This is a genomic window from Streptomyces sp. NPDC047072 (assembly GCF_040643855.1).
GTDB lineage: Bacteria > Actinomycetota > Actinomycetes > Streptomycetales > Streptomycetaceae > Streptomyces.
In genome coordinates, this window is record NZ_JBEYVC010000170.1 from 1 (window position 1) to 22,621 (window position 22,621).

At 72.1% G+C, this 22,621-nt stretch carries 20 protein-coding genes and 1 pseudogene; 10 read left to right on the plus strand and 11 right to left on the minus strand.

From position 1 onward, the window contains the following. The 3 genes from ABZ896_RS42550 to ABZ896_RS42560 form a co-directional block, all read right to left on the minus strand. Positions 1 to 777: biotin/lipoyl-containing protein (locus ABZ896_RS42550; RefSeq protein WP_360941136.1), on the minus strand; the 777-nt coding region annotated here is incomplete at its 3' end. Between the two features lie 83 nt (positions 778 to 860). Next, complete coding sequence (gene lpdA, locus ABZ896_RS42555; protein ID WP_360941139.1) at positions 861 to 2,249, minus strand: dihydrolipoyl dehydrogenase; 1,389 nt, start codon at positions 2,247 to 2,249, stop codon at positions 861 to 863. A gap of 246 nt (positions 2,250 to 2,495) precedes the next feature. After that, complete coding sequence (locus ABZ896_RS42560) at positions 2,496 to 4,031, minus strand: leucyl aminopeptidase (RefSeq protein ID WP_360941142.1); 1,536 nt, start codon at positions 4,029 to 4,031, stop codon at positions 2,496 to 2,498. A 238-nt stretch (positions 4,032 to 4,269) separates the two neighbouring features. Here ABZ896_RS42560 and ABZ896_RS42565 point away from each other — a divergent pair, with 238 nt between their 5' ends. Then, complete coding sequence (locus ABZ896_RS42565; protein WP_360941145.1) at positions 4,270 to 5,058, plus strand: endo alpha-1,4 polygalactosaminidase; 789 nt, start codon at positions 4,270 to 4,272, stop codon at positions 5,056 to 5,058. A 60-nt stretch (positions 5,059 to 5,118) separates the two neighbouring features. On the opposite strand, the gene ABZ896_RS42570 is transcribed toward ABZ896_RS42565, so the two are convergent. Further along, a complete protein-coding gene (locus tag ABZ896_RS42570) occupies positions 5,119 to 5,919 on the minus strand; it encodes an adenosylcobinamide-GDP ribazoletransferase (protein WP_360941148.1) in 801 nt (266 codons plus the stop codon). Between the two features lie 67 nt (positions 5,920 to 5,986). On the opposite strand from ABZ896_RS42570, the gene ABZ896_RS42575 reads away from it, so the two are divergent. Next, positions 5,987 to 6,739, plus strand: coding sequence for a hypothetical protein (locus ABZ896_RS42575; protein WP_360941151.1), 753 nt, complete (start codon positions 5,987 to 5,989; stop codon positions 6,737 to 6,739). A gap of 311 nt (positions 6,740 to 7,050) precedes the next feature. Here the strand turns inward: ABZ896_RS42575 and ABZ896_RS42580 are convergent. The 3 genes and pseudogenes from ABZ896_RS42580 to cobT all read right to left on the minus strand — a co-directional run. Further along, a pseudogene (locus ABZ896_RS42580) lies at positions 7,051 to 7,692 on the minus strand (hypothetical protein); the annotation flags it as partial. Continuing rightward, a complete protein-coding gene (locus tag ABZ896_RS42585; protein ID WP_360941154.1) occupies positions 7,689 to 9,446 on the minus strand; it encodes a phosphatidylglycerol lysyltransferase domain-containing protein in 1,758 nt (585 codons plus the stop codon). The gene ABZ896_RS42585 and the pseudogene ABZ896_RS42580, both read right to left, overlap by 4 nt. Before the next feature lie 85 nt (positions 9,447 to 9,531). Then, complete coding sequence (cobT, locus tag ABZ896_RS42590; RefSeq protein ID WP_360941157.1) at positions 9,532 to 10,674, minus strand: nicotinate-nucleotide--dimethylbenzimidazole phosphoribosyltransferase; 1,143 nt, start codon at positions 10,672 to 10,674, stop codon at positions 9,532 to 9,534. Positions 10,675 to 10,801: 127 nt separating this feature from the next. Between cobT and ABZ896_RS42595 the strand changes: the two genes are divergently transcribed. After that, positions 10,802 to 11,590 carry a class I SAM-dependent methyltransferase gene (locus ABZ896_RS42595; RefSeq protein ID WP_360941160.1) on the plus strand — a complete coding sequence of 263 codons (789 nt, stop codon included), beginning with the start codon at positions 10,802 to 10,804 and terminating at the stop codon, positions 11,588 to 11,590. Here ABZ896_RS42595 and ABZ896_RS42600 read toward each other — a convergent pair. Further along, positions 11,579 to 12,781: a bifunctional adenosylcobinamide kinase/adenosylcobinamide-phosphate guanylyltransferase gene (locus ABZ896_RS42600; protein WP_360941163.1), complete on the minus strand. Its 1,203-nt coding sequence runs from the start codon at positions 12,779 to 12,781 to the stop codon at positions 11,579 to 11,581. The two genes, ABZ896_RS42595 and ABZ896_RS42600, sit on opposite strands and share 12 nt — an antisense overlap. Positions 12,782 to 12,932: 151 nt before the next feature. Here ABZ896_RS42600 and ABZ896_RS42605 point away from each other — a divergent pair, with 151 nt between their 5' ends. Further along, complete coding sequence (locus tag ABZ896_RS42605; RefSeq protein ID WP_360941166.1) at positions 12,933 to 13,148, plus strand: hypothetical protein; 216 nt, start codon at positions 12,933 to 12,935, stop codon at positions 13,146 to 13,148. A gap of 61 nt (positions 13,149 to 13,209) precedes the next feature. On the opposite strand, the gene ABZ896_RS42610 is transcribed toward ABZ896_RS42605, so the two are convergent. Together ABZ896_RS42610 and ABZ896_RS42615 are read right to left on the minus strand one after the other, a co-directional pair. Further along, the gene (locus ABZ896_RS42610; RefSeq protein WP_360941169.1) at positions 13,210 to 13,911 is read right to left on the minus strand and encodes a methyltransferase domain-containing protein; all 702 of its coding nucleotides are present in this window, start codon (positions 13,909 to 13,911) and stop codon (positions 13,210 to 13,212) included. A gap of 83 nt (positions 13,912 to 13,994) precedes the next feature. Then, positions 13,995 to 14,627: a DUF3043 domain-containing protein gene (locus ABZ896_RS42615; protein ID WP_360941172.1), complete on the minus strand. Its 633-nt coding sequence runs from the start codon at positions 14,625 to 14,627 to the stop codon at positions 13,995 to 13,997. A gap of 280 nt (positions 14,628 to 14,907) precedes the next feature. On the opposite strand from ABZ896_RS42615, the gene ABZ896_RS42620 reads away from it, so the two are divergent. The 5 genes from ABZ896_RS42620 to ABZ896_RS42640 all read left to right on the plus strand — a co-directional run bounded on the left by ABZ896_RS42620 (position 14,908) and on the right by ABZ896_RS42640 (position 20,624). After that, positions 14,908 to 15,696 carry a PspA/IM30 family protein gene (locus ABZ896_RS42620; RefSeq protein WP_360941193.1) on the plus strand — a complete coding sequence of 263 codons (789 nt, stop codon included), beginning with the start codon at positions 14,908 to 14,910 and terminating at the stop codon, positions 15,694 to 15,696. A gap of 31 nt (positions 15,697 to 15,727) precedes the next feature. Then, the gene (locus ABZ896_RS42625; RefSeq protein ID WP_360941175.1) at positions 15,728 to 16,006 is read left to right on the plus strand and encodes a hypothetical protein; all 279 of its coding nucleotides are present in this window, start codon (positions 15,728 to 15,730) and stop codon (positions 16,004 to 16,006) included. Between the two features lie 272 nt (positions 16,007 to 16,278). Next, positions 16,279 to 17,499 (plus strand): histidine kinase, encoded by a 1,221-nt coding sequence (locus tag ABZ896_RS42630; protein ID WP_360941178.1) that lies wholly within the window; start codon positions 16,279 to 16,281, stop codon positions 17,497 to 17,499. 58 nt (positions 17,500 to 17,557) lie between these two features. Next, on the plus strand, positions 17,558 to 18,238 hold the full coding sequence (locus tag ABZ896_RS42635; protein WP_360941181.1) for a response regulator transcription factor: 681 nt from the start codon (positions 17,558 to 17,560) through the stop codon (positions 18,236 to 18,238). 97 nt (positions 18,239 to 18,335) lie between these two features. Then, on the plus strand, positions 18,336 to 20,624 hold the full coding sequence (locus ABZ896_RS42640) for a PQQ-binding-like beta-propeller repeat protein (RefSeq protein WP_360941184.1): 2,289 nt from the start codon (positions 18,336 to 18,338) through the stop codon (positions 20,622 to 20,624). A gap of 18 nt (positions 20,625 to 20,642) precedes the next feature. Here ABZ896_RS42640 and nadA read toward each other — a convergent pair whose 3' ends face one another. Then, the gene (gene nadA / locus ABZ896_RS42645) at positions 20,643 to 21,827 is read right to left on the minus strand and encodes a quinolinate synthase NadA (protein ID WP_360941187.1); all 1,185 of its coding nucleotides are present in this window, start codon (positions 21,825 to 21,827) and stop codon (positions 20,643 to 20,645) included. A 244-nt stretch (positions 21,828 to 22,071) separates the two neighbouring features. Here nadA and ABZ896_RS42650 point away from each other — a divergent pair, with 244 nt between their 5' ends. Further along, positions 22,072 to 22,428 (plus strand): iron-sulfur cluster assembly accessory protein, encoded by a 357-nt coding sequence (locus ABZ896_RS42650; RefSeq protein WP_360941190.1) that lies wholly within the window; start codon positions 22,072 to 22,074, stop codon positions 22,426 to 22,428. Positions 22,429 to 22,621: the final 193 nt, after the last annotated feature.

Here is a 22,621-nt window from a genome sequence, read left to right on the forward strand (position 1 = left end):
CGGTACGCCACTTGAGGTCTGGCAGCGGCCGGCGGACGAGTTCGTGGCCCGCTTCCTCGGCTTCGAGAACGTCGTCGAGGGGCTCGTCAGCGGGGCGGCGGCGGCGGGAGCCGGGGCCGGGGCGGCGGGAGCCGGAGCGGCGGCCGGAGCCGCGCCCGGGGCGCCGATGACGGCCAGCTTGGCGCCGACCTCCGCGGTCTCGTCCTCGCCGACCACGATCTCCAGCAGGACACCGGCGACCGGCGCCGGGATCTCGGTGTCGACCTTGTCCGTGGAGACCTCGAGCAGCGGTTCGTCCTCCGCGACCTCCTCGCCGACCTCCTTCAGCCAGCGGGTCACGGTGCCCTCGGTGACGGACTCGCCCAGCGCGGGCAGGACGACGTCCGTGCCCTGGGCGGAACCGCCGCCGGTGGCGGCCTCGGCGGTGGGAGCGGGCGCCGGGGCGGCCTGCTCGGTGGACGGCGCGGCCGCGGCCGGCTCGGGGGCGGGCTCGGCGACCTGCTCGGCCGCGGGGGCCGGGGCGGCGGCCGGGGCGCCGGTGCCGTCGTCGATCACGGCCAGCTCGGCGCCGACCTCGACGGTCTCGTCCTCGGCGACCTTGATGGAGGACAGGACGCCGGACACGGGGGAGGGGATCTCGGTGTCGACCTTGTCGGTCGAGACCTCGAGCAGCGGCTCGTCGGCCTCTACACGCTCACCCTCGGCCTTCAGCCAGCGGGTGACGGTGCCCTCGGTGACGCTCTCGCCGAGCGCCGGAAGGGTTACGGAAACCGCCATGGTTTCGGTTGCTCCTTACGAATTGCGGAAGTCTGTGTCGTCGCGGAGACGCTGAGTCGCTTCGCGGGGGGTTCGACCGAGGGTCAGTCGTGCGCGTGCAGCGGCTTGCCGGCCAGGGCCAGATGGGCCTCGCCGAGCGCCTCGCTCTGCGTCGGGTGGGCGTGGATGAGCTGGGCGACCTCGGCCGGCAGCGCCTCCCAGTTGTAGATCAGCTGGGCCTCGCCGACCTGCTCGCCCATCCGGTCGCCGACCATGTGGACGCCGACCACGGCACCGTCCTTCACCTGGACGAGCTTGATCTCACCCGCGGTGTTCAGGATCTTGCTCCTGCCGTTGCCCGCCAGGTTGTACTTCAGAGCGACGACCTTGTCCGCACCGTAGATCTCCTTGGCCTTGGCCTCGGTGATGCCGACGGAGGCGACCTCCGGGTGGCAGTAGGTCACGCGGGGGACACCGTCGTAGTCGATCGGGACGGCCTTGAGGCCGGCCAGACGCTCCGCCACCAGGATGCCCTCGGCGAAGCCGACGTGCGCGAGCTGGAGGGTCGGGACGAGGTCACCGACGGCGGAGATGGTGGGCACGTTGGTGCGCATGTACTCGTCGACGAGGACGTAGCCGCGGTCCATCGCGACGCCCTGCTCCTCGTAGCCGAGACCGGCGGAGACCGGGCCGCGGCCGACGGCGACGAGCAGGAGCTCGGCCTCGAACTCCTTGCCGTCGGCGAGGGTGACCTTGACGCCGTCGGCGGTGTACTCGGCCTTCGAGAAGAACGTGCCCAGGTTGAACTTGATGCCGCGCTTGCGGAACGCGCGCTCAAGAAGCTTGGAGGAGTTCTCGTCCTCGAGCGGGGCGAGGTGCTTGAGGCCCTCGACGATGGTGATGTCGGTCCCGAAGGACTTCCAGGCGGAGGCGAACTCGACGCCGATGACACCGCCACCGAGGACGATCGCGGACTTCGGCACCCGGTCCAGGACGAGGGCGTGGTCCGAGGAGATGATGCGGTTGCCGTCGATCTCCAGGCCCGGCAGCGACTTCGGCACGGAGCCGGTCGCGAGGAGGACATGGCGGCCCTGGACGCGCTGGCCGTTGACGTCGACGGAGGTGGGGGAGGACAGCCGGCCCTCACCCTCGATGTACGTCACCTTGCGGGAGGCGACGAGCCCCTGGAGCCCCTTGTACAGACCGGCGATCACGCCGTCCTTGTACTTGTGGACCCCGGCGATGTCGATGCCCTCGAAGGTGGTCTTGACGCCGAACTGCTCGCTCTCGCGGGCCTGGTCGGCGATCTCGCCCGCGTGCAGCAGGGCCTTGGTGGGGATGCACCCTCGGTGCAGGCAGGTGCCGCCGACCTTGTCCTTCTCGATCAGGGCGACGTCCAGGCCCAGCTGGGCCCCGCGCAGGGCCGCGGCGTACCCGCCACTACCACCGCCGAGGATCACTAGGTCGAAAACGGTGCTGGCGTCGTTCGCCACGTCACGTCCTCCATGCATGTGCGCCGTACGCCGGTCTGCAGTGACCGCGCGGCGGCTGGTGTCCGGCCGCTCTTTCTTCGGCCCTGTGGTGGGGGCCCTGTCCTGCCGAGGCCCATCTTCGCACTTGTCAGCACCGAACGAGACGCCGGGCCGGGGTGTGAGACACCACACGCTCACATGTGAAGAGGGGGCTCCGCCCTACCCGCGCGCGGAGCCCCCTCACTCACCTCTTCACCCGGAGCGGGTTCAGCCCAGGTCGCCCGAGGCCGTCAGTTCGGCCAGCCGCACCAGCGTCCGTACGGCCGTACCGGTGCCGCCCTTCGGCGTGTACCCGAACGGCCCACCCTCGTTGAAGGCCGGGCCCGCGATGTCCAGGTGCGCCCAGGTGATCCCCTCACCCACGAACTCCCGCAGGAAGAGCCCGGCGACCAGGCCGCCACCCATCCGCTCACCCATGTTCGCGATGTCGGCGGTCGGGGAGTCCATCCCCTTGCGCAGGTGCTCCGGCAGCGGCATCGGCCACGACGGCTCGCCCACCTCGGACGCGGCCTCGTACACCGCCGTACGGAACGCGTCGTCGTTGGCCATGATCCCGAAGGTCCGGCTGCCGAGCGCCAGCATCATCGCGCCGGTCAGCGTCGCCACGTCCACGATCGCGTCCGGCTTCTCCGCCGACGCCGCCCACAGCGCGTCCGCCAGGACCAGCCGGCCCTCGGCGTCGGTGTTGAGCACCTCCACCGTCTTGCCGCTGTACATCCGCAGCACGTCACCCGGACGCGTGGCGGAGCCCGACGGCATGTTCTCGGCGAGCGCCAGCCACCCGGTGACGTTCACTTCGAGGCCCAGCCGCGCGGCCGCGACGACCGCGGCGAAGACGGCGGCCGCCCCGCTCATGTCGCACTTCATCGTCTCGTTGTGGCCCGCCGGTTTCAGCGAGATACCGCCCGAGTCGTACGTGATCCCCTTGCCGACCAGCGCGAGGTGCTTCTTCGCCTTGGAGGAGGTGTACGACAGCTTCACGAGCCGCGGCCCCGACGCCGACCCCGCGCCGACGCCGAGGATGCCGCCGTAGCCGCCCTTCTCCAAGGCCTTCACGTCGAGCACCTGCACCTTGATGCCGTGGTCCTTGGCCGCCGCCGAGGCGATCGCGGCGAAGGCCTCGGGGTCGAGGTCGTTCGGCGGGGTGTTGATGAGGTCGCGGGCGCGGTTGAGCTCCTCGGCGACCGCGGTGGCCCGCGCGACGGCGGCCTTGTGCGCGGCGTCGCGCGGCTTGGCGCCGAGCAGCGCGGCCTCGGCGAGCGGCGCCTTGCCGTTCTTCGCCTTGGAGCCGCTCGCCGAAGAGCCGTTCTCCTTGTACGTGTCGAAGGAGTACGCGCCGAGCAGCACGCCCTCGCCCACCGCGCCGACACAGGCGGCCCCGGTCAGCGGCAGCGCGAACGCGGCCTTCTTCACCCCGGTCAGGGCGCGGGCGGCCACGCCGGCGGCCCTGCGCAGCGCCTCGGCGTCGTACGCGGTGTCCTTGTCGGGCACCGCGCCCAGGCCCACCGCCACCACGAGCGGCGTCTTGAAGCCGGCGGGCGCGGGCAGCTTCGTCACCTCGCCCTCGGCACCCGAGGCACCGAGGGTTTCCAGGACACCGGCCAGCCGGCCGTCGTAGGCCTTGTCCACGGCCTCGGCGCCCGGTGCGACGACCGGGCCCTTGTCGCCCTTGGCGACACCGATCACGAGCGCGTCGGCCCGCAGGCCGGGCGCCGCGGCGGTGCTGAGTGTGAGAGCAGTCACGGTGGTGAAATCTCGCTTCCCATGTGTCGTTGTGTGGTCGAGCGGGTGGGTCGACCGGGCCCGACGGCCGACCCTATGACTCGTCCGGAAGTTCGTCCGAGCGCGGGTCCCGATCGGGGCCTTCACCCCTGTCGGCGACCACCCGTGACGAGCCTACGCTTGGGGCAGCCTTCGATCATTGCCGTGGGCGGCCCACCACCACGCCCGTCCACACCGATTCCTGCTGGGAGCCCGTCCGTTGAAACGCCCCTTGTTGCTCGCCGCCCTGCTGCTCCTGGTGACGGGGTGCGGAACCGAAGCCGGGTCCTCCGGGGACGACACGGGCGACGCGCGCTGGCAGCCGCGCCCGGGCGTCGCCTGGCAGTGGCAGCTCACGGGGCGCATCGACACCTCCGTCGACGTGCCGGTGTACGACATCGACGGCTTCGACCAGCCGGGGTCCGTGGTGGACACGCTGCACAAGAAGGACCGCAAGGTCATCTGCTACCTCTCCACCGGCGCGTACGAGGACTGGCGCCCCGACGCCGACAAGTTCCCCAAGTCGGTGATCGGCCGCAGCAACGGCTGGGAGGGCGAGAGCTGGCTCGACATCCGCCGGACCGACGTCCTGGAGCCGCTGATGGCGGCCCGCTTCGACATGTGCCGCAAGAAGGGCTTCGACGCGGTGGAGCCGGACAACATGGACGGCTACAAGAACCGCACGGGGTTCAAGCTGACGGCGGCGGACCAGCTCCGCTACAACCGCCTGATAGCGAAGCTGGCCCACGACAGGGGTATGGCGGTGGGCTTGAAGAACGACCTCGACCAGATCCCCCAACTGGTCAAGGACTTCGACTTCGCGGTCAACGAGCAGTGCGCGCAGTACGACGAGTGCGGGGACAACACGCCGTTCATCAAGGCGGACAAGGCGGTCTTCCACGTCGAGTACGAACTCCCGACGAAACGCTTCTGCGCGGAGTCCCGCAAGCTGAAGCTGAGTTCGATGCTGAAGAAGTACGAGTTGGGGGTGTGGCGGGAGGCTTGCTGACTGCGGGCCGGTGGGGGCTGGTCGCGCAGTTCCCCGCGCCCCTGCGGGGGCGTGCCGCCGTCAGAAGCTGAACGTCAGGACGACGAGGGTCGCGGTCCCCGCCGTCTCCGCCAGCCCCCCGAACACATCCCCGGTCACCCCGCCGAACCGCCGCACACAGTGCTGAAGAAGCCGTTCGGCGGCGAGCAACGCCACGACAACAGCGACCACGGACCGGACAACGTCGTACGACGAGAAGAGCGCCCCCGACCCACCCGCACCCAACGCCACGGCGCCCGCCACCCCCAGGGCCCACCGGACCGGCACCACCCTCGCGACCGCCGCCCCCAGCCCCTCCGGCCGAGCAGGCGGCACTCCCTCCCGCGCGGCCGAGGTCAACGCGGTCCGGGCAGCCGTGGCCGAGACCACCGCCGCGACCACTCCCCGCCCCCACGACTCCCCGTACAACTGCGCCACCGCGGCCACCTGGGCGAACAACACGAAGACAACGGAGAGCACCCCGAACGGCCCGATGTCCGACTGCTTCATGATCCGCAGTGCGTCCGCCGGAGGCTTCCCGCTGCCCAGCCCGTCCGCGGTGTCCGCGAGCCCGTCGAGATGCAGCCCGCGTGTCATCACGGCGGGCACGGCGACCGTGCCGACGGCCGCCAGCAGCGGCGACGCACCCAGGACCAGCAGCAGGAGCCCCGCCAGACCGGCGCACCCCCCGATCACCACCCCCACCAGCGGAGCGCTCAGCATCCCGCCCCGCGCCGTCTCCCGGTCCCACCGGCTCACCTCGACCGGCAGCACGGAGAGCGTGCCGAAGGCGAAGCGGAGACCGTCGAGACGTGAGGGCGAGGGCGGTGGGGTCGTGGACACGCCCGCAGGGTAGCCCGGACGCCCCGGCCGCCGGGCAGCACCTCCCGCCCGCCCCGAGACTGGCCCCATGGGCCACTGGCTGGAGCGCAACATCGTCGAACCCGGCAAGCTGCCGCTGCTCCTCGCCCTGACCGCGTTCGTGCTGACCTTCCTGATCACCCGGGTCATCACCCGCCTCATCCGGGCGGGCAAGGGCCCCTTCGGCAACATCAGCTCGGGCGGAGTGCACATCCACCACGTGGTGCCCGGTGTCGTGCTGAGCGTGGTCGGCGGGTTCGGCGCGGTCGCCAGCGGCCGGCACGGCTTCGGCGCGGCCGTCTGCGCGGTCGTCTTCGGTATCGGCGCGGGCCTGGTCCTGGACGAGTTCGCGCTGATCCTGCACCTGGACGACGTCTACTGGAGCGAGGAGGGGCGCAAGAGTGTGGAGGTCGTCGTCCTGACCGCGGCCCTCGTCGGACTCGTGCTCGCGGGCTTCGCGCCGTTCGGCGTCAACGACGTGACGCAGGGCGAGGCCCAGGACCGGGGAGGGGTCATCACGACCGTGCTGGTCAACTTCCTCTTCGCGCTGGCCGTCCTCAGCAAGGGCAAGACCCGGATGGCGATCTTCAGCGTGATCGTCCCGCTGGTCGGGCTGATCGGGCTCGTCCGGCTGGCCCGTCCCGGCTCCCCGTGGGCCCGGCGCTTCTACCGCAGCCGTCCACGCGCGCGTGCCCGCGCCGCCCTGCGTGCCTACCGTCGCGACCGGCGCTGGTCGGGACCGCGCCGCAGATTCCAGGACCTGATCGGCGGCAAGCCCGACCCGGCCGACGCGGGCCGCTGACGCAGCGATGCGGATCCCGGGCCGGCTGACGTTGACCCCGGACCTGCCGATGCCGATCCCGGACGCCCCGATGTGGATCCGGGGCCGGCTGACGTTGACCCTGGACCAGCTGGCACCGATCCCGGACGCCCCGATGTGGATCCGGGGCCGGGTGACGCTGGCCCCGGGCTGGCTGACGCCGATCCCGGACGCCCCGATGTGGATCCCGGGCTGGCTGACGCTGGCCCCGGGCTGGCTGACGCCGACCCCCGACGCCCCGCCGCTGACCCCGGGCGCACGGACGCCGACCCCCGCCTCCCGGGCGCCGCCCCGTGACGTACCCGGGACACCCAGCACAGCGCCAGCACCGCCGCGATCGCCGCGAGGTGTTCGCGGCCGGCGAGGTTCTCCTTGACCAGCACCTCCACCACCATCGCCGCGACCACGGCACCGGCGGTGACCCGGGCGCCGTAGCGCCACCCCACGAAGACGGCGAGGCCGACCACGGCCGCCGACGGGCCGGTGTCCACCACGTGCGCGTCCGCCGCGGGCAGGCCGAGCGGGTGGTGTGGGCCCAGCCAGATGCCCACGCGCGCGTACAGCGTGCCAGCGAGCGTGGCCGCGTACGCCACCGCGAGCGTCCGCCACCGGCCCAGGCAGATCTCGGCGATCCCGAACACCACCAGGATCTGCACGAGCGCGCCCCACACCGGCAGGTCCAGGGCCGGCACGAACAGGGAGAGGGGGGTGCGCAGCAGGGCGAGCCACAGGGGGTCGGCGGCCCGGACGGCACCCACGTCCTGGACGAAGTCGTACCCCCACGACTGGTTGTGCACGAGGTGCAGGGCGAGGGTCAGGCACACGGACCCGAGGGCCAGAGGGGCCGCCCGCCACCGCTTCCCGAGCAGGGGCTCGCGCACGGTGGCGTAGAGCGGTCCCCACTCCCTGCGGGCCCAGCGGACGAGTGTGTTCATCGATATGTCTCCAAATGCCTCCGACGGCGCAGCCACCTCGGCAGTCCCGGAACCTCCAGGAACCCCTCCGCGCGCGCCGAGGAGATCCCGATGCGCGGCAGGTCCGCGCTCTTCTCGAAGAGCAGGAACCGCGGCTCCCAGATGGGCCGGTACTTGGCGTTGGCCCGGTACAGCGACTCGATCTGCCACCAGCGCGAGAAGAAGCTGAGCAGGGAACGCCACAGCCGCAGCACCGGTCCGGCACCGAGTCGTGCTCCACGTTCGAAGACCGATCGGAACATCGCGAAGTTGAGTGAGACCTGGGTGATATGGATCTCGTGGGCGCGCTGGAGGAGTTCGATCACCATGAACTCCATCAGCCCGTTGTCGGCGTCCCGGTCCCGCCGCATGAGGTCGAGGGAGAGCCCGTGCGGCCCCCACGGCACGAAGGAGAGCAGGGCTTTCAGCTCTCCGTCGGCGTCGGTGCACTCCAGCATCACGCAGCGTCCGTCCGCCGGGTCCCCGAGCCGTCCCAGCGCCATGCTGAACCCACGCTCGGTGGCCCCGTCCCGCCAGTCGTCGGCACGCCGTACGAGGGCCGCCGTCTCCTCTTCCGGGATGTCCTCGTGCCGCCGTACCCGCACGGTGTACCCGGCCCGTTTGACCCGGTTGTAGGCCTGCCGGACGGTCCGCATGGCGCGTCCCTCCAGAGTGAACTCGGCGACCTCGACGAGCGCCTCGTCGCCCAGCTCCAGCGCGTCCAGGCCATGCCGCGCGTACAGGGTCCCGGCCTCCTCGCTCGCGCCCATCACCGCGGGCAGCCAGCCGTGCGCCCGGGCCTCCGCGAGCCACGGTTCGATCGCGCCGGGCCAGGCCTCCGGGTCGCCGATCGGGTCGCCGGACGCGAGTGAGACCCCGCCGACGACCCGGTAGGTGACGGCCGCCTTCGCGGTCGGCGACCAGATGACGCTCTTCTCGCGGCGCAGCGCGAAGTACCCGAGCGAGTCGCGCTCGCCGTGCCTGTCCAGCAGTTCCCGCAGGCGCCGTTCGTCGTCCGCGGTGAGCGGGTCGACCGCGCGCCGGGAGCGGAAGGCGGCGTAGAAGACGGCGAGGACCAGGAGGGTGCTGAGCACGTTGATGACGACGTCGACCCAGTTGGGCGTCGAGATGGCCGTGTACCCGGAGTCGTCGGCGGCGACGGAGACCAGGCGCAGGGTGCCGTAGCGCCAGCGGTCGAGGAAGGTGGAGGCGCCGTGCGCCTGGTTGGTGACGGTCACCAGGAGCGCGGCGAGCAGCGAGGACGCGAGCAGGCCGCCGACCCCTACGGCGGCGGCGAGCCTCGGGTTGGAGCGGTCGCCCTTCGCGTAGAACTCCCGGCGGCCGGCCAGCAGCGCGGCCACGAACGCGGCGGTCAGGGCGAGCGAGATCCAGTTCTGTGCGTACCGGCGGATCTCCGGGAACGCCATCGCCAGCACGAACAGGGCGAGGAAGGCGCCGGACAGCACGAGGTTCAGGATCCACGCGGCCCGTTTGCGGCGCCGCATGGTGATGGCCAGGAACGCGGTGAACACCCCGGACGCGAACCCGGCCGTCAGCAGATACGGCGTGAAGTAGTCCTCCTGGTTGTGCCGCCGCACGTCCTGCCCCAGCGACACCCACACGGCACTGAGAAAGTTGACGAACGCGACAACCCGCAGGTACCAGACGGCGAAACCGGCGGCACGGCGGGACGTGGGGGTGGACCGGACACCGGGTACAACTCGGGCATCTCCCATATCGGGAGATCTTGCCCTCCTTTGCCGCTGCGGCGGTGGTCAGCCACGGCGGCGGATCCCGGCGGTGCCCGACCGGCCGAACCCCCTACTCCTCCGTGCCGGACCCCTCCGTGCCGGACCCCTCGGTGCCGGACCCCTCCGCGCCCGGCTCCTCCTTCTCCGGTTCCTCCGGTACCTCCACGGCCGGCTTCTCGGGGAGTTCCGCGGCCAGCGCCGCCGCGGCCTGTACCAGCGGCAGCGCCAGCAGCGCCCCCGCCCCCTCGCCGACCGTCACGCCGTGATCCAGCAGCGGCTCCAGCGCCATCCGGTCCAGCGCCTTCGTCTGGCCCGGCTCCCCGCTCGCCTGCCCCGCCAGCCACCAGTCGGGCGCCCGGAAGGCGATCCGCTGCCCCACCAGCGCGCACGCCGACACGACCACCCCGTCGAGCACGACCGGCAGCTTCCGCACCGCCGCCTGCAACAGGAACCCGGTGATCGCCGCGAGATCGGCCCCGCCGACCGTCGCCAGCAACTGCAACTGGTCCCCGAGCACCGGCCGCGCCCGCCGCAGCGCGTCCCGGATCGCCGCGCACTTGCGCATCCACGCGAGGTCGTCGATCGCGGTCCCGCCCCGCCCGGTCACCACCGACGCGTCGGTCCCGCACAACGCCGCGACCAGCACACCCGCCGCCGTGGTCCCGCCCACGCTCACATCGCCGACCACCACGAGGTCGGTGCCGGAGTCCGCCTCCTCGTCGGCGACGGCGACCCCGGCCCGGAACGCCGCCTCGGCCTCCTCCAGGGTCAGCGCGTCCTCGACGTCGATACGGCCGCTGCCCCGCCGTACCCGATGCCGTACGACGTCCTCCGGCAGCGCGTCCGGGTCGCAGTCCAGCGCCATGTCGACGACCCGCACCGGCACGCCCAGCCGACGGGCCAGCACCGACACCGGCCGGCCGCCCTCCAGGACCTCCCGCACCAGCTCCGCGGCGGTGCCCGCGGCCCGACCCGAGACACCCAGCTCGGCGACCCCGTGGTCACCGGCGAACAGCACCACCCGCGGCCGTTCCACCGGCCGTACCGGCACGGACGCCTGGGCCGCGGCCAGCCACTCACCCAGGTCGTCGAGGCGGCCCAGGGAGCCGGGCGGCACGATCTGACGCTCCCGGCGCGCCTCGGCGTCGCGGCGCACCCCGCCGTCGGGGCGCTCGATCAGATCGGAGAAGTCGTCGAGATTAAGCGAGCTCATTCGCCGAACAGTACCGGCCCTGATCGAACACGGGGGCGCCACAGGGCCATGACGTCGTTGCACCCAAGATCGCGATCCCATACGTTCCGTTTTGCTGTGGAATGTCGCCCGCGCTCGGGAGCCGCCCATGTCCGCCTCCGCCACCCCTTCCGTACGGCGTCTGCGCTCCACCGCCCGCGCGATGCTGCCGTGTCCCGAGCCGGAGAGCTGGCTGGACGTCGGCACCGGCGCCGCGCGCTTCCCGGAGGCCGCCAAGGAGGTCTTCCCGTACACGGCCTTCGACGGCCTGGACACCACGACCCGGGTGCTGGACGCGCTGGCCGCGGAACGCGTCGACGAGGCCCACCTGGGCCGTCTGACGGACTCCCAGGTCACCACCCGCCTGCGCGCCCGCTACGACGTCGTCAGCCTCCTGGGCGGGCGGCCGCTCCCCGCCGACCTCCGGGCCGCGCTCACGCTCCTGCGCCCCGGCGGCCACCTCCTCCTGGAGACCGAGGAGGACCCCCGGCCCCAACTGGCCGCCCAGGGCTGCGAGATCGTCAGGACGACCCGCCGATCGGCCCATGTCCCCGACCGGTTGACGACCCCGCTGACCCGTCACCTCCCCCCGAAGGCGGCGGCACGTCTCCACCCGGCCACGAGAACCCTCGACCACGCCCTCGCCCTCCTCCTGAGCGGCACCCGCTGGGCGAAGACGTACCGGGTGATCGTCCGCAAGCCGGACGGGACCGAGGGTGCCCGAACCGCGGAGCCGGAGGTTCTCGCCGCGCAGCCCGCGGCCGTCCCGTTCCCCGGCCCCCCGCGGCCTACGCCCCCCTACCCCCCGATGCCCTCGTTCCCGCCGCCCCCGGCCACCCCGCCCACTGTGCCCCTGGCGCCGCCGGCCGCCGTGCCGCCGGCGCCCTCAGCCCCGTAGGACCAGCGCCTGGCCCGCCACCACCATCAGCACCTGCTCGCACTCGGCGGCGAACGCGGCGTTCAGGCGGCCCAGTTCGTCGCGGTAGCGGCGGCCGGACGCCGTGGCCGGGACGATGCCCGAACCGACCTCGTTCGAGACGGCGACCACCACCCGCCGGGTGTTGCGTACCGCGTCCGTCAACTCCCGTACCCGCGCCCGCAGTTCCCGCTCCCCGCCGTCCGCCCACTCCGCGTCGTCCCACGCCCCCACCGCGTCCATCGCGTCCGTCAGCCACAGCGACAGACAGTCGACGAGCAGCGGCGCCCCCTCGTCCTTCAGCAGCGGCACCAGGTCGCAGGTCTCCGTCGTACGCCAGGACCCCGGCCGCCGCTCCCGGTGTGCCGCCACCCGCGCCGCCCACTCGGTGTCCCCGCCGCGCGACCCCCCGGTCGCCACGTACAGCACGTCCGGGAACGCCTCAAGCCGCCGCTCCGCCTCCACCGACTTCCCCGACCGGGCCCCGCCCAGCACCAGCGTCCGCCGCGGCACGTCCGGTACGTCCTCGTAGACCCCGACGGCCAGCGTCGTCCCGTCCGCCACCGCCCGCGCCCCGGCCGCCGCCAGCCGCCGCCGCAGCTCGGCACCCGGGGGCACGTCGTGATCGAGGTGTACGGCGATGACGTCCGTCGTCGGCCCGACGGCCCCCACCGCCCGGAGCCGGGCCAGCGCGTCCGGCCGCCCCACGACATCGGCGAGCACCATGTCGTACGACTCGACGGCCCCGTCCTCCAGCCCGGCCGGCGCGCCCCCCGGCGGCAGATACAGCACCCGCTGTCCGTCCGGCCCGGTCACCGCGTACCCCGTGCCCGGCGCGTCCATCGCCACGGCCCGCACCCGATGCCCCGTCAGCAGCGCCAACTCCCGCCCGTCCGGCACCCGCCCCGGCTGCGGCACCCCGGCGGGCACCTCGACGGCGGGCCCGTTATGCGGATGCGACAACAACACCTGTCGTACCCCGGCCAGTGAATGCCCCGCCCGAGCGGCGGCGAAGGCGGCACCGGGCGTGAGATCGACCAGCAACGTCTCGTCGACGAGTACGGAGGTGGCGGCCCGGGCATCCGCCCCGAGGGCGGTCGCACAGGCGGCGCAGGAGCAGCCGGGGCGGGGGAGTCCGGCGGGAGCACCAGTACCGAGCAGAGTGAGTTCCACGTAACGATTCTCGCCGGTGCCTATTGATCTTGCGCGCACAGGAGGCTCTTAGGGGCGCGGGGAACTGCGCGACAAGCCCCCACCGGCCCGCAGACAACCGGCGACACCACATAGGGTGCTCTTCGTAACGGATCAAACACGGGAGGCTCACATGGCGACATGGACCTGGCGATTCGAGAAGGCCGACGGCGCGGAGACCCAGCCCGCCGTGGAGCCGGAGGAGTTCACCACCCAGGGCGACGCCGAGTCATGGCTCGGTGAGTACTGGAAGGACCTGCTCGCCGGCGGCGCCCACCAGGTCCGCCTGTTCGAGGACGCCACCGAGATCTACGGCCCGATGAGCCTGAAGGCGGCAGAGGAAGCGTGACCGGCCCGGGCGGGGGCCCCACGGAGCCCTCGCCCACCGGCACCGCCACTGACGAACGGGGTCAGCCCCGCACCCCGCACAGATGCAGCAGCGCCGCGACCCCCCGGTACGGATCCGTCCGCCCCGCCTGCTCCTCGCAGGCCAGCAGCGTCTCCACGTCGGCCGGGATGTCCGCCTCGTCGGCCGCCAGGTCCGTGAACACCCGCACGCCGTACCAGGCGTGCAGCGGCGCCCCGATCCCGGCGAGCGTCGCGGTGAGCGTGCTCAGCCGGTCCGCGCGGACGTCGAGGCCGAGCCGGTTGCGGTAGCAGGTCGAGTCGAAGGCGGCGAGAGCGCCGGCCCAGTCCCCGGCGAGCCCCGGCCGCATGGCCAGCGCGTCGCCGTTGCGCACGAGCAGCGAGAGCAGGCCGCCGGGCGCGAGCATCCGCGCGAGCCCCGCCAGCAGCGGATCGGGCTCCTCGACGTACATGAGCACGCCGTGGCACAGCACCACGTCGAAGCTGCCGGGCAGGAAGTGCACCCCGGTGTCCCGCCCGTCGCTCTGGACGAGCCGCACCCGCTCCTGGATCCCCTCCGGCTCCGCGGCGAGCGCCTCACGGGCCGCCGCGATCATCCGCGGGTCCTGCTCCACACCGGTCACCTGGTGCCCGGCCCGGGCCAGCCGCAGCGCCTGCGTGCCCTGGCCCATGCCGACGTCGAGCACCCTCAGCCGCTGCCCGACCGGGTACCGCCCGACTATCTGCTCGTCGAGCTGCCGGGCCACCAGCTCCTGTCGTACGACGTTCCGCAGCCCACCCAGCCTGTCCAGCCAGGCATCGGCCGCGCCCCCGGAGAAAGACGTCGTACTCAGGGCCGCTCTCCGCGCTTGACCTGCGGCTTCGGCAGCCGGAGGCGACGCATCTGGAGGGAGCGCATCAGGGCGTAGGCGACCGCGCCCTTGCGGGACTGGTCGGGGAAGCGCTCGGCGAGCCGCTTGCGCAGCCGGAAGACGGTGAGGAACGAGTCCAGCACGATGAGGACGATCACGACGAGCCACAGCAGCAGCGCGATGCTCTGCAGCGCGCCCACCCGCACCATGCTCAGCACGAGGATGACCACGGCCATCGGCAGGAAGAACTCCGCGACGTTGAACCGCGCGTCGATGAAGTCGCGGGCGAACTTGCGGACCGGGCCCTTGTCCCGCGCCGGGAGGTAGCGCTCGTCGCCGCCGGCCAGCGCCTGGCGCTGCCGGTCGAGCGCCTGGCGGCGCTCCTCGCGCTGGCGCTTGGCGGCGTCCTTGCGCGTCGTCGGCGTACTCGCGACGCTGCGGCGCTGGGACTGGGCCTCACTGCGCTTGGGCGTGGGGCGACCCTTGGGGGCCTGCGGGTCGCGGGGCTGCTTGGAGTCGGTCAGCTGCGCCTTGTCGGCGACGGCGGCCTTCTCGTCCTTGGTGGCACGGCTACGGAACACAAAACCCAAGGGTACGGGGTACGGCGGCATGGACCCCAGTCCGGTGGGGAACGATCCGGCAACGCCAGTCGTCATGTAGGGGGACAGAGGGGACGTCAGGTGACCGGTTGCTCACGCCGGTCACCCTGAAGGTCACCTACTCCCTACGCTGGAGCAAGGTCTTCGTCAGTCGTCCTCGGGGATGAGCCCATCCGTCCCCGAACAGTGCGTCAATGGAGACAGGGCCCGTACTGTGGGTTCTGTCGCAGAGCTGGAGCTGGAGTCCGTCAGAAGGGGGCGCGCGAAGCCCATGAGCGGTGTCATGAAGCGTATGGGGATGATCTTCCGCGCGAAGGCGAACAAGGCCCTTGACCGGGCCGAGGACCCGCGCGAAACCCTCGATTACTCGTATCAGAAGCAGCTGGAGCTGCTCCAGAAGGTGCGCCGTGGCGTGGCCGACGTGGCCACCTCCCGCAAGCGCCTGGAGCTCCAGCTCAACCAGCTGCAGTCGCAGTCCTCGAAGCTGGAGGACCAGGGCCGCAAGGCGCTCGCGCTCGGCCGTGAGGACCTCGCCCGCGAGGCGCTGTCCCGCCGTGCCGCGCTCCAGCAGCAGGTGACGGACCTCGAGACGCAGCATGCGACGCTGCAGGGCGAGGAGGAGAAGCTCACCCTTGCGGCCCAGCGTCTCCAGGCCAAGGTGGACGCCTTCCGTACGAAGAAGGAGACAATCAAGGCCACCTACACCGCGGCCCAGGCACAGACCCGGATCGGCGAGGCGTTCTCCGGCATCTCCGAGGAGATGGGCGACGTGGGCCTGGCGATCCAGCGCGCCGAGGACAAGACGGCACAGCTCCAGGCCCGCGCGGGCGCCATCGACGAACTCCTCGCCTCCGGGGTCCTCGACGACCAGTCCGGCATGCACAAGGACGACATCCAGGCCGAGCTGGACCGGCTCTCCGGTGGTACGGATGTAGAGCTGGAGCTCCAGCGCATGAAGGCGGAGCTGGCGGGAGGCTCCTCGTCGTCGCAGCAGGCGATCGAGGGCGGCACCGGTCAGTCAGGCCAGTCGGGGCAGTCCCAGCAGCAACCGCAGGACACCCCGCGCTTCGACAAGCAGTGACGGGCTAAGGGCCCACGCCGAGGAGGGCGTCATGATCGTACGGATCATGGGGGAGGGGCAGGTGAGACTGGCCGACGGCCACCTCACCGAACTGAACAAGCTGGACGACGAGCTCCTGGCGGAGATGGAGACCGGCGACGGCCCCGGCTTCCGCCGCACCCTCCAGGCCCTCCTGGCGAAGGTCCGCGAACTCGGCGACCCCCTCCCGGACGACTCCCTGGAACCCTCGGAACTGATCCTGCCGTCGGAGGACGCGACCCTGGAGGAAGTCAGGGACTTGCTGAGCGACGACGGCTTGATCCCGGGCTGACGGGACGCTTCTGGGGCCGACCGACGTTCTTCGGGCCGACGGGATCCTCCTGGGGCCGACCGACGTTCCTGGCGCCGAGGGGTCGTTCTCGGGCCGCGGGTTCTGTTGGACCGGTGGGTCTTCCTGGACGGTCGGCCTCCTCTGGAACGCCGGTCCACCTTTCAGCCCGTCCGGCGTTTGAGGACGAGGCCCCTTCAGGGCCGGAGCGGGGTCTGGGGGCGTCGCCCCCAGGGACGCGCACCCCCACCGACGCAGCACCCGGGACCGTACACGTGACCACTCTCGACCGCGCCCGGCACCAGCTCAAGGCGCACCCCCTGGCCGCCGACGCAGCCCTCGCCGCCGGCGTCCTCCTCTGCATGGTCGCCGGCTCCTTCGTGGACCCCCACAGCGACCACGACGTCAGCTGGAGCCTGCGCACCCCGGCCCCCCTCAGCCTGATGCTCATGACCCTCGGCGCCGCGGCCCTCGTCCTGCGCCGTCGAGCCCCCCGCACGGTCCTCGCCCTCACCGGCACCGTCTCCGTGATCGAGTCCGTCACCGGCGACCCCCGCGCGCCCGTCGCGATGTCCGCCGTGATCGCCCTCTACACCGTCGCCTCCACCACCGACCGCCCCACGACCTGGCGCGTCGGCCTGCTCACCATGACCGTGCTGACCGGCGCCGCGATGCTCGCCGGCCCGCTGCCCTGGTACGCCCAGGAGAACCTCGGCATCTTCGCCTGGACCGGCATCGGCGCCACCGCCGGCGACGCCGTCCGCAGTCGCCGCGCCTTCGTCCAGGCCATCAGGGAGCGCGCCGAGAAGGCGGAACGCACCCGGGAGGAGGAGGCCCGCAGACGGGTCGCCGAGGAACGCCTGCGCATCGCCCGCGACCTGCACGACGTCGTCGCCCACCACATCGCCCTGGTCAACGTCCAGGCCGGAGTCGCGGCCCACGTCATGGACAAGCGCCCCGACCAGGCCAAGGAGGCCCTGGCACACGTCCGCGAGGCCAGCCGCTCCGCCCTCAACGAACTCCGCGCCACCGTCGGCCTGCTGAGACAGTCCGGCGACCCGGAGGCTCCCACCGAACCGGCCCCCGGCCTCGCCCGCCTCGACGAACTCGTCGGCACCTTCCGCAGCGCCGGCCTCCAGGTCGAGGTCGCCCGCGCCGACCACGGCACCACCCTGCCCGCCGCCGTCGACCTCGCCGCCTACCGGGTCATCCAGGAGGCCCTCACCAACGTCCAGAAGCACGCGGGCACGGACGCGAAGGCTGAGGTCAGCGTCGTACGGGTGGGCCCGAACGTGGAGGTCACCGTCCTCGACGACGGCGCTGGGAAGGACGACGACCCGGAGCACGGCGGCGGCCACGGCCTGCTCGGCATGCGCGAGCGCGTCACCGCCCTGCGCGGCACCCTCACCACCGGTCCCCGCTACGGCGGCGGTTTCCGCGTCCATGCGATCCTGCCGGTCAGGACCCGCACCCAGGCCGCGGGCGACACCGTATGACGGTGATGATGACCACCACGTTCATGACCGTCCCGAACACTGCCACGGGGGAGCCCGTATGACGATCCGTGTCCTGCTCGCCGACGACCAGGCCCTGCTGCGCAGCGCCTTCCGTGTGCTCGTCGACTCGGAGCCGGACATGGAGGTCGTCGGCGAGGCGTCCGACGGCGCCGAGGCGGTCCGGCTGACCCGGCAGGAGCGCGCCGACGTCGTCCTCATGGACATCCGGATGCCCGGCACGGACGGCCTCGCCGCCACCCGCATGATCAGCGCCGACCCCTCCCTCGCGCACGTCCGCGTGGTCATCCTGACCACCTTCGAGGTCGACGACTACGTCGTGGAGTCCCTGCGCGCGGGCGCCTCCGGCTTCCTCGGCAAGGGCAGCGAGCCCGACGAACTCCTCGCCGCCATCAGGGTCGCGGCGGGCGGCGAGGCGCTGCTCTCCCCGACCGCGACCAAGGGCCTGATCGCCCGCTTCCTCGCCCAGGGCGAGGGCGCCGACGGCCATGACCCCGTCCGCTCCGAACGCCTCGCCGCGCTCACCGTCCGCGAGCGCGAGGTGCTGGTCCAGGTCGCCGGCGGCCACTCCAACGACGAGATCGCCGACCGCCTGGAGGTCAGCCCGCTCACCGTGAAGACCCACGTCAACCGGGCGATGTCGAAACTCGGCGCCCGGGACCGGGCCCAACTCGTGGTGATCGCCTACGAGTCGGGCCTGGTGCGCCCGCGGACGGACTGAGCCCCCGCGGACCTCTGCACGCGCTCCCGCCACTTCCGTCCCGCCCGTTACCTATGCTGTTCCTTCGAACTGCCATGCGTCAGAAAGGGATTCGGGCGTGCCGTTGCACAAGGACGACCCGAAGTCGGTCGGGGGGTATCGGCTGGTCGACAGGCTCGGCTCCGGGGGCATGGGGATCGTGTACCGGGGCCGGGCGAGGTCCGGGCGTGAGGTCGCGGTCAAGGTCGTGCACGCCCAGTACGCCGAGGACACCGTCTTCCGCTCCCGCTTCCGCCAGGAGATCGAGGCCGTCCGCAAGGTGAGCGGCGCCTTCACCGCCCCCGTCGTGGACGCCGACCCGGAGGCGTCCCGTCCCTGGATGGCCACCCAGTACGTGCCGGGCCGCTCCCTCGCCGACCGGATCCGCGCCCAGGGTGCCCTGCGCCCCGTCGAACTGCGGCAGCTGGCACTCGGGCTGGTCGAGGCGCTCCGCGACATCCACCGCGCCGGAGTCGTACACCGCGACCTCAAGCCCGCCAACGTCCTGATGGCCGAGGACGGCCCCCGCGTCATCGACTTCGGCATCTCCCGCGCCGTCGAGAACCACAACACCCTCACCGAGACCGGCCAGATGATCGGCACCCCGCCCTTCATGTCCCCGGAGCAGTTCACCGACGCCCGCAAGGTCGGCCCCGCCTCCGACGTCTTCTCGCTCGGCGCGCTGCTGGTGTTCTCCGCCACCGGACACGGCCCCTTCGACACCGACAGCCCCTATCTGACCGCCTTCCGGGTCGTCCACGACGCGCCCGTGCTGGACGACGTGCCCCAGCCGCTGCGCGCGATCCTGGAACGGTGTCTGACCAAGGAGGTCGCCGCCCGGCCCGAACTCGACGAACTGGCCCAGCAGTTCGCGGACGCCCTGCCCGAGACCCCGCTCGTGGAACCGGACGTCGTCTCGCTCCGCGGGGACGTCCTGTGGCCCCTGGGCGAGACCTCCGGCGGTGCCGACCCCCAGGTGGTCACGCGCAGCACCAAGGACCTGCGCCGGGCACGGGGCGGACGGGCCGGTCGCTCCGTGGGGGCGCACGGCACCCGCGGTGGGGCCCGCCGCCCGGTGCTGACGACCGCGGCCGGCGCGGGCGTGCTGGCCCTGGGCCTGCTCTGGTACCTCACCTTCGGACCGGGGTTCGGCGACCCGCAGCCCGCGGCACCGGCCCGCTCCGCGGACTCCCGCTGGGCGGCGGTGCCGGGCGGCTGGCAGCCCTGGCGGACGACGCTGTTCGAGACCGCCCGGTCGGGCGAGGTCAACCCGCTGGCGAAGGACAGCGAGCACCCGGGCGACGCCACCTGCCAGACGTACGAGAACGCGGTCTACTGCGCGGGCAACAACATCCTCCCGGTCCGTCTGGACGGCCGTACCGGCACCACCGTGTGGCGCTCCGCCCTGGCGACCTCCGCCGGGGGCGCGGGCACCGGGCGGGACAACTTCGAGCTTCTCGGGATGCGGGACGACGCGATGCTCCTCCAGCACGACGTCTACGCGGACGACGGGACCACGAAGGCCCGCATCGTCGCCCTCGACACCCGGACCGGCGAGCAGCTGTGGGCCCGGGACCTCGGCAGGCAGCCCGTCGGACGGCTGGTGTCCGGCGACTTCATCCTGACCCCCGACATCAGCGGACGCCTGGTCACGGCCCGTTCCCCGCGCACCGGCGCCGACCACTGGACCACTCAGCTGCCCGCCGACGACTACTGCCAGTTCGCGACGGAGGACTCCCGTCTGTACGCGCACTGCTTCCCGGACCAGGAATCCAAGGACGCCGTCCTCCTGGAACTGGACAAGGCCGACGGTTCGGTGCTCCGCCGTCTGGCCACCCCGAACGGGAGCGGCCTGCTCGGCACCGTCGACGGCCTGCTGGCCTTCGCGGTCACCAGCCCTCCCGGCCCCGTCCGCCCCGAGGCGCTCACCTTCGGCGAGATCCTGCTCCTCGACCCGGACACCGGCGCCACCACCACGACGAAACTGCCCCAGACGTACGACGGTTCGGTCCGCCTCGCCGACGACACCCTCTGGATCACCGGGGTCACCGGCCAGGTCACCGCGGTCTCCCCGCTGACCGGCCGACAGCTCTGGCAGACCCGGACCGGCGTCGACGCCTCCGGCCCGCCCACCTACGACCCCGCCACCCACACCCTCTATCTGACCGGCACCAGCGGCCGGGTCGCCGCCCTTGACACCCGCAAGGGCACCCTGCTCTGGGAGACGGGCGCCCACGCCGACCGGCTCTCGCGCGCCGAGACGCGCAAGTCCACGGTCCTGCTCTACGGCGGCGCGGTGGTCGCGAACACCCCGGACGGCACGGTCTTCAGCCTGGACCCGGCCCACCCCGGGCAGAACCCGGGGTGAGCGCCTGCCCCGACGGGGCTACGGCAGCGCCAGCATCCGCTCCAGCGCCAGCTTGGCGAACGCCTCCGTCTCCTTGTCGACCTCGATCCGGTTGACGAGCTTGCCCTCGGCCAGCGACTCCAGGGTCCAGACCAGGTGGGGCAGGTCGATGCGGTTCATGGTCGAGCAGAAGCAGACCGTCTTGTCGAGGAAGACGATCTCCTTGCCCTCGGGGGCGAAACGGTTCGCGAGTCGCCGTACGAGATTCAGCTCGGTCCCGATGGCCCACTTCGAGCCGGCCGGGGCCGCCTCCAGGGCCTTGATGATGTACTCCGTCGAGCCGACGTAGTCGGCCGCGGCCACGACCTCGTGCTTGCACTCGGGGTGCACCAGGACGTTCACGCCGGGGATGCGGGCGCGGACGTCCTCGACCGACTCCAGCGAGAAGCGGCCGTGCACCGAGCAGTGGCCGCGCCACAGGATCATCTTCGCGTCCCGCAGCTGCTCGGCGGTCAGACCGCCGTTCGGCTTGTGCGGGTTGTAGACGACGCAGTCCTCCAGGGACATGCCCAGGTCGCGCACGGCGGTGTTGCGGCCGAGGTGCTGGTCGGGCAGGAAGAGGACCTTCTCGCCGTGCTCGAACGCCCAGTTCAGGGCCCGCTCGGCGTTGGACGAGGTGCAGATCAGGCCGCCGTGCTTGCCCGTGAACGCCTTGATGTCCGCCGAGGAGTTCATGTACGACACCGGCACGACCTGCTCGGCTATACCCGCGTCGGTCAGCACGTCCCAGCACTCGGCGACCTGCTCGGCCGTCGCCATGTCGGCCATCGAGCAGCCGGCGGCGAGGTCGGGCAGGACGACCTTCTGGTCGTCGGAGGTGAGGATGTCCGCTGACTCGGCCATGAAGTGCACACCGCAGAACACGATGTACTCGGCCTCCGGGCGGGCGGCCGCGTCCCGGGCCAGCTTGAAGGAGTCGCCCGTGACGTCGGCGAACTGGATGACCTCGTCACGCTGGTAGTGGTGGCCGAGGACGAACACCTTCTCGCCGAGTTTCTCCTTGGCCGCGCGGGCGCGCTCGACCAGGTCGGGGTCGGACGGGGAAGGCAGGTCGCCGGGGCACTCGACGCCCCGCTCGCTCTTCGGGTCGGCCTCGCGGCCGAGCAGCAACAGGGCGAGCGGAGTCGGCTGTACGTCGAACTCCGTGGTCTGGGCGGTGGTCACGACACGCACCCTTTCTACTTTTCGTCGAACTGACGTTATCTATCATAACCCGGTTCACGTCACTTTGACGATGGTCATTGCGTCGATGTGACGTGAATCCCGAAGCGGCATTTTCCGACGGCGACCGCGTGTGCGAGCATGAAGAAGGCGCCGGAAAATCCGGTGCCCGGCCCGGAATGAATCCGCGGCCTTGCCGGTTGCACCAGTCGGCAAGCAGTCTCCGTACAACCCGGGAGAGATGTAGATGTCCGTATCGGACGAGACCGGCACCGTCACCGACGGCATCATCCTGTCCGACGCCGCCGCGTCGAAGGTCAAGGCCCTGCTCGACCAGGAAGGCCGCGACGACCTGGCCCTGCGCGTCGCCGTCCAGCCCGGCGGCTGCTCCGGCCTGCGCTACCAGCTCTTCTTCGACGAGCGCTCGCTCGACGGCGACGTGGTCAAGGACTTCGACGGCGTCAAGGTCGTCACCGACCGCATGAGCGCCCCGTACCTCGGCGGCGCGTCCATCGACTTCGTCGACACCATCGAGAAGCAGGGCTTCACGATCGACAACCCCAACGCGACGGGCTCCTGCGCCTGCGGCGACTCCTTCAGCTAAGCCCTCCAGCAGGGCACAGGGAAAGGCGGCGACCCCCTCCGACGGGGCCGCCGCCTTTCTGTGTCCGGAGCGGTCTCGGGGCAGGCCCCTAGGGCGTGTTGCGAAAGTCCCGTCTGCCGTTCGACGCCCGGCACGCCCTCTCGCCGCACCGGACGAAAGCCCAGGTCCGGCGCAGCCTGTCGACCGGGCAGCT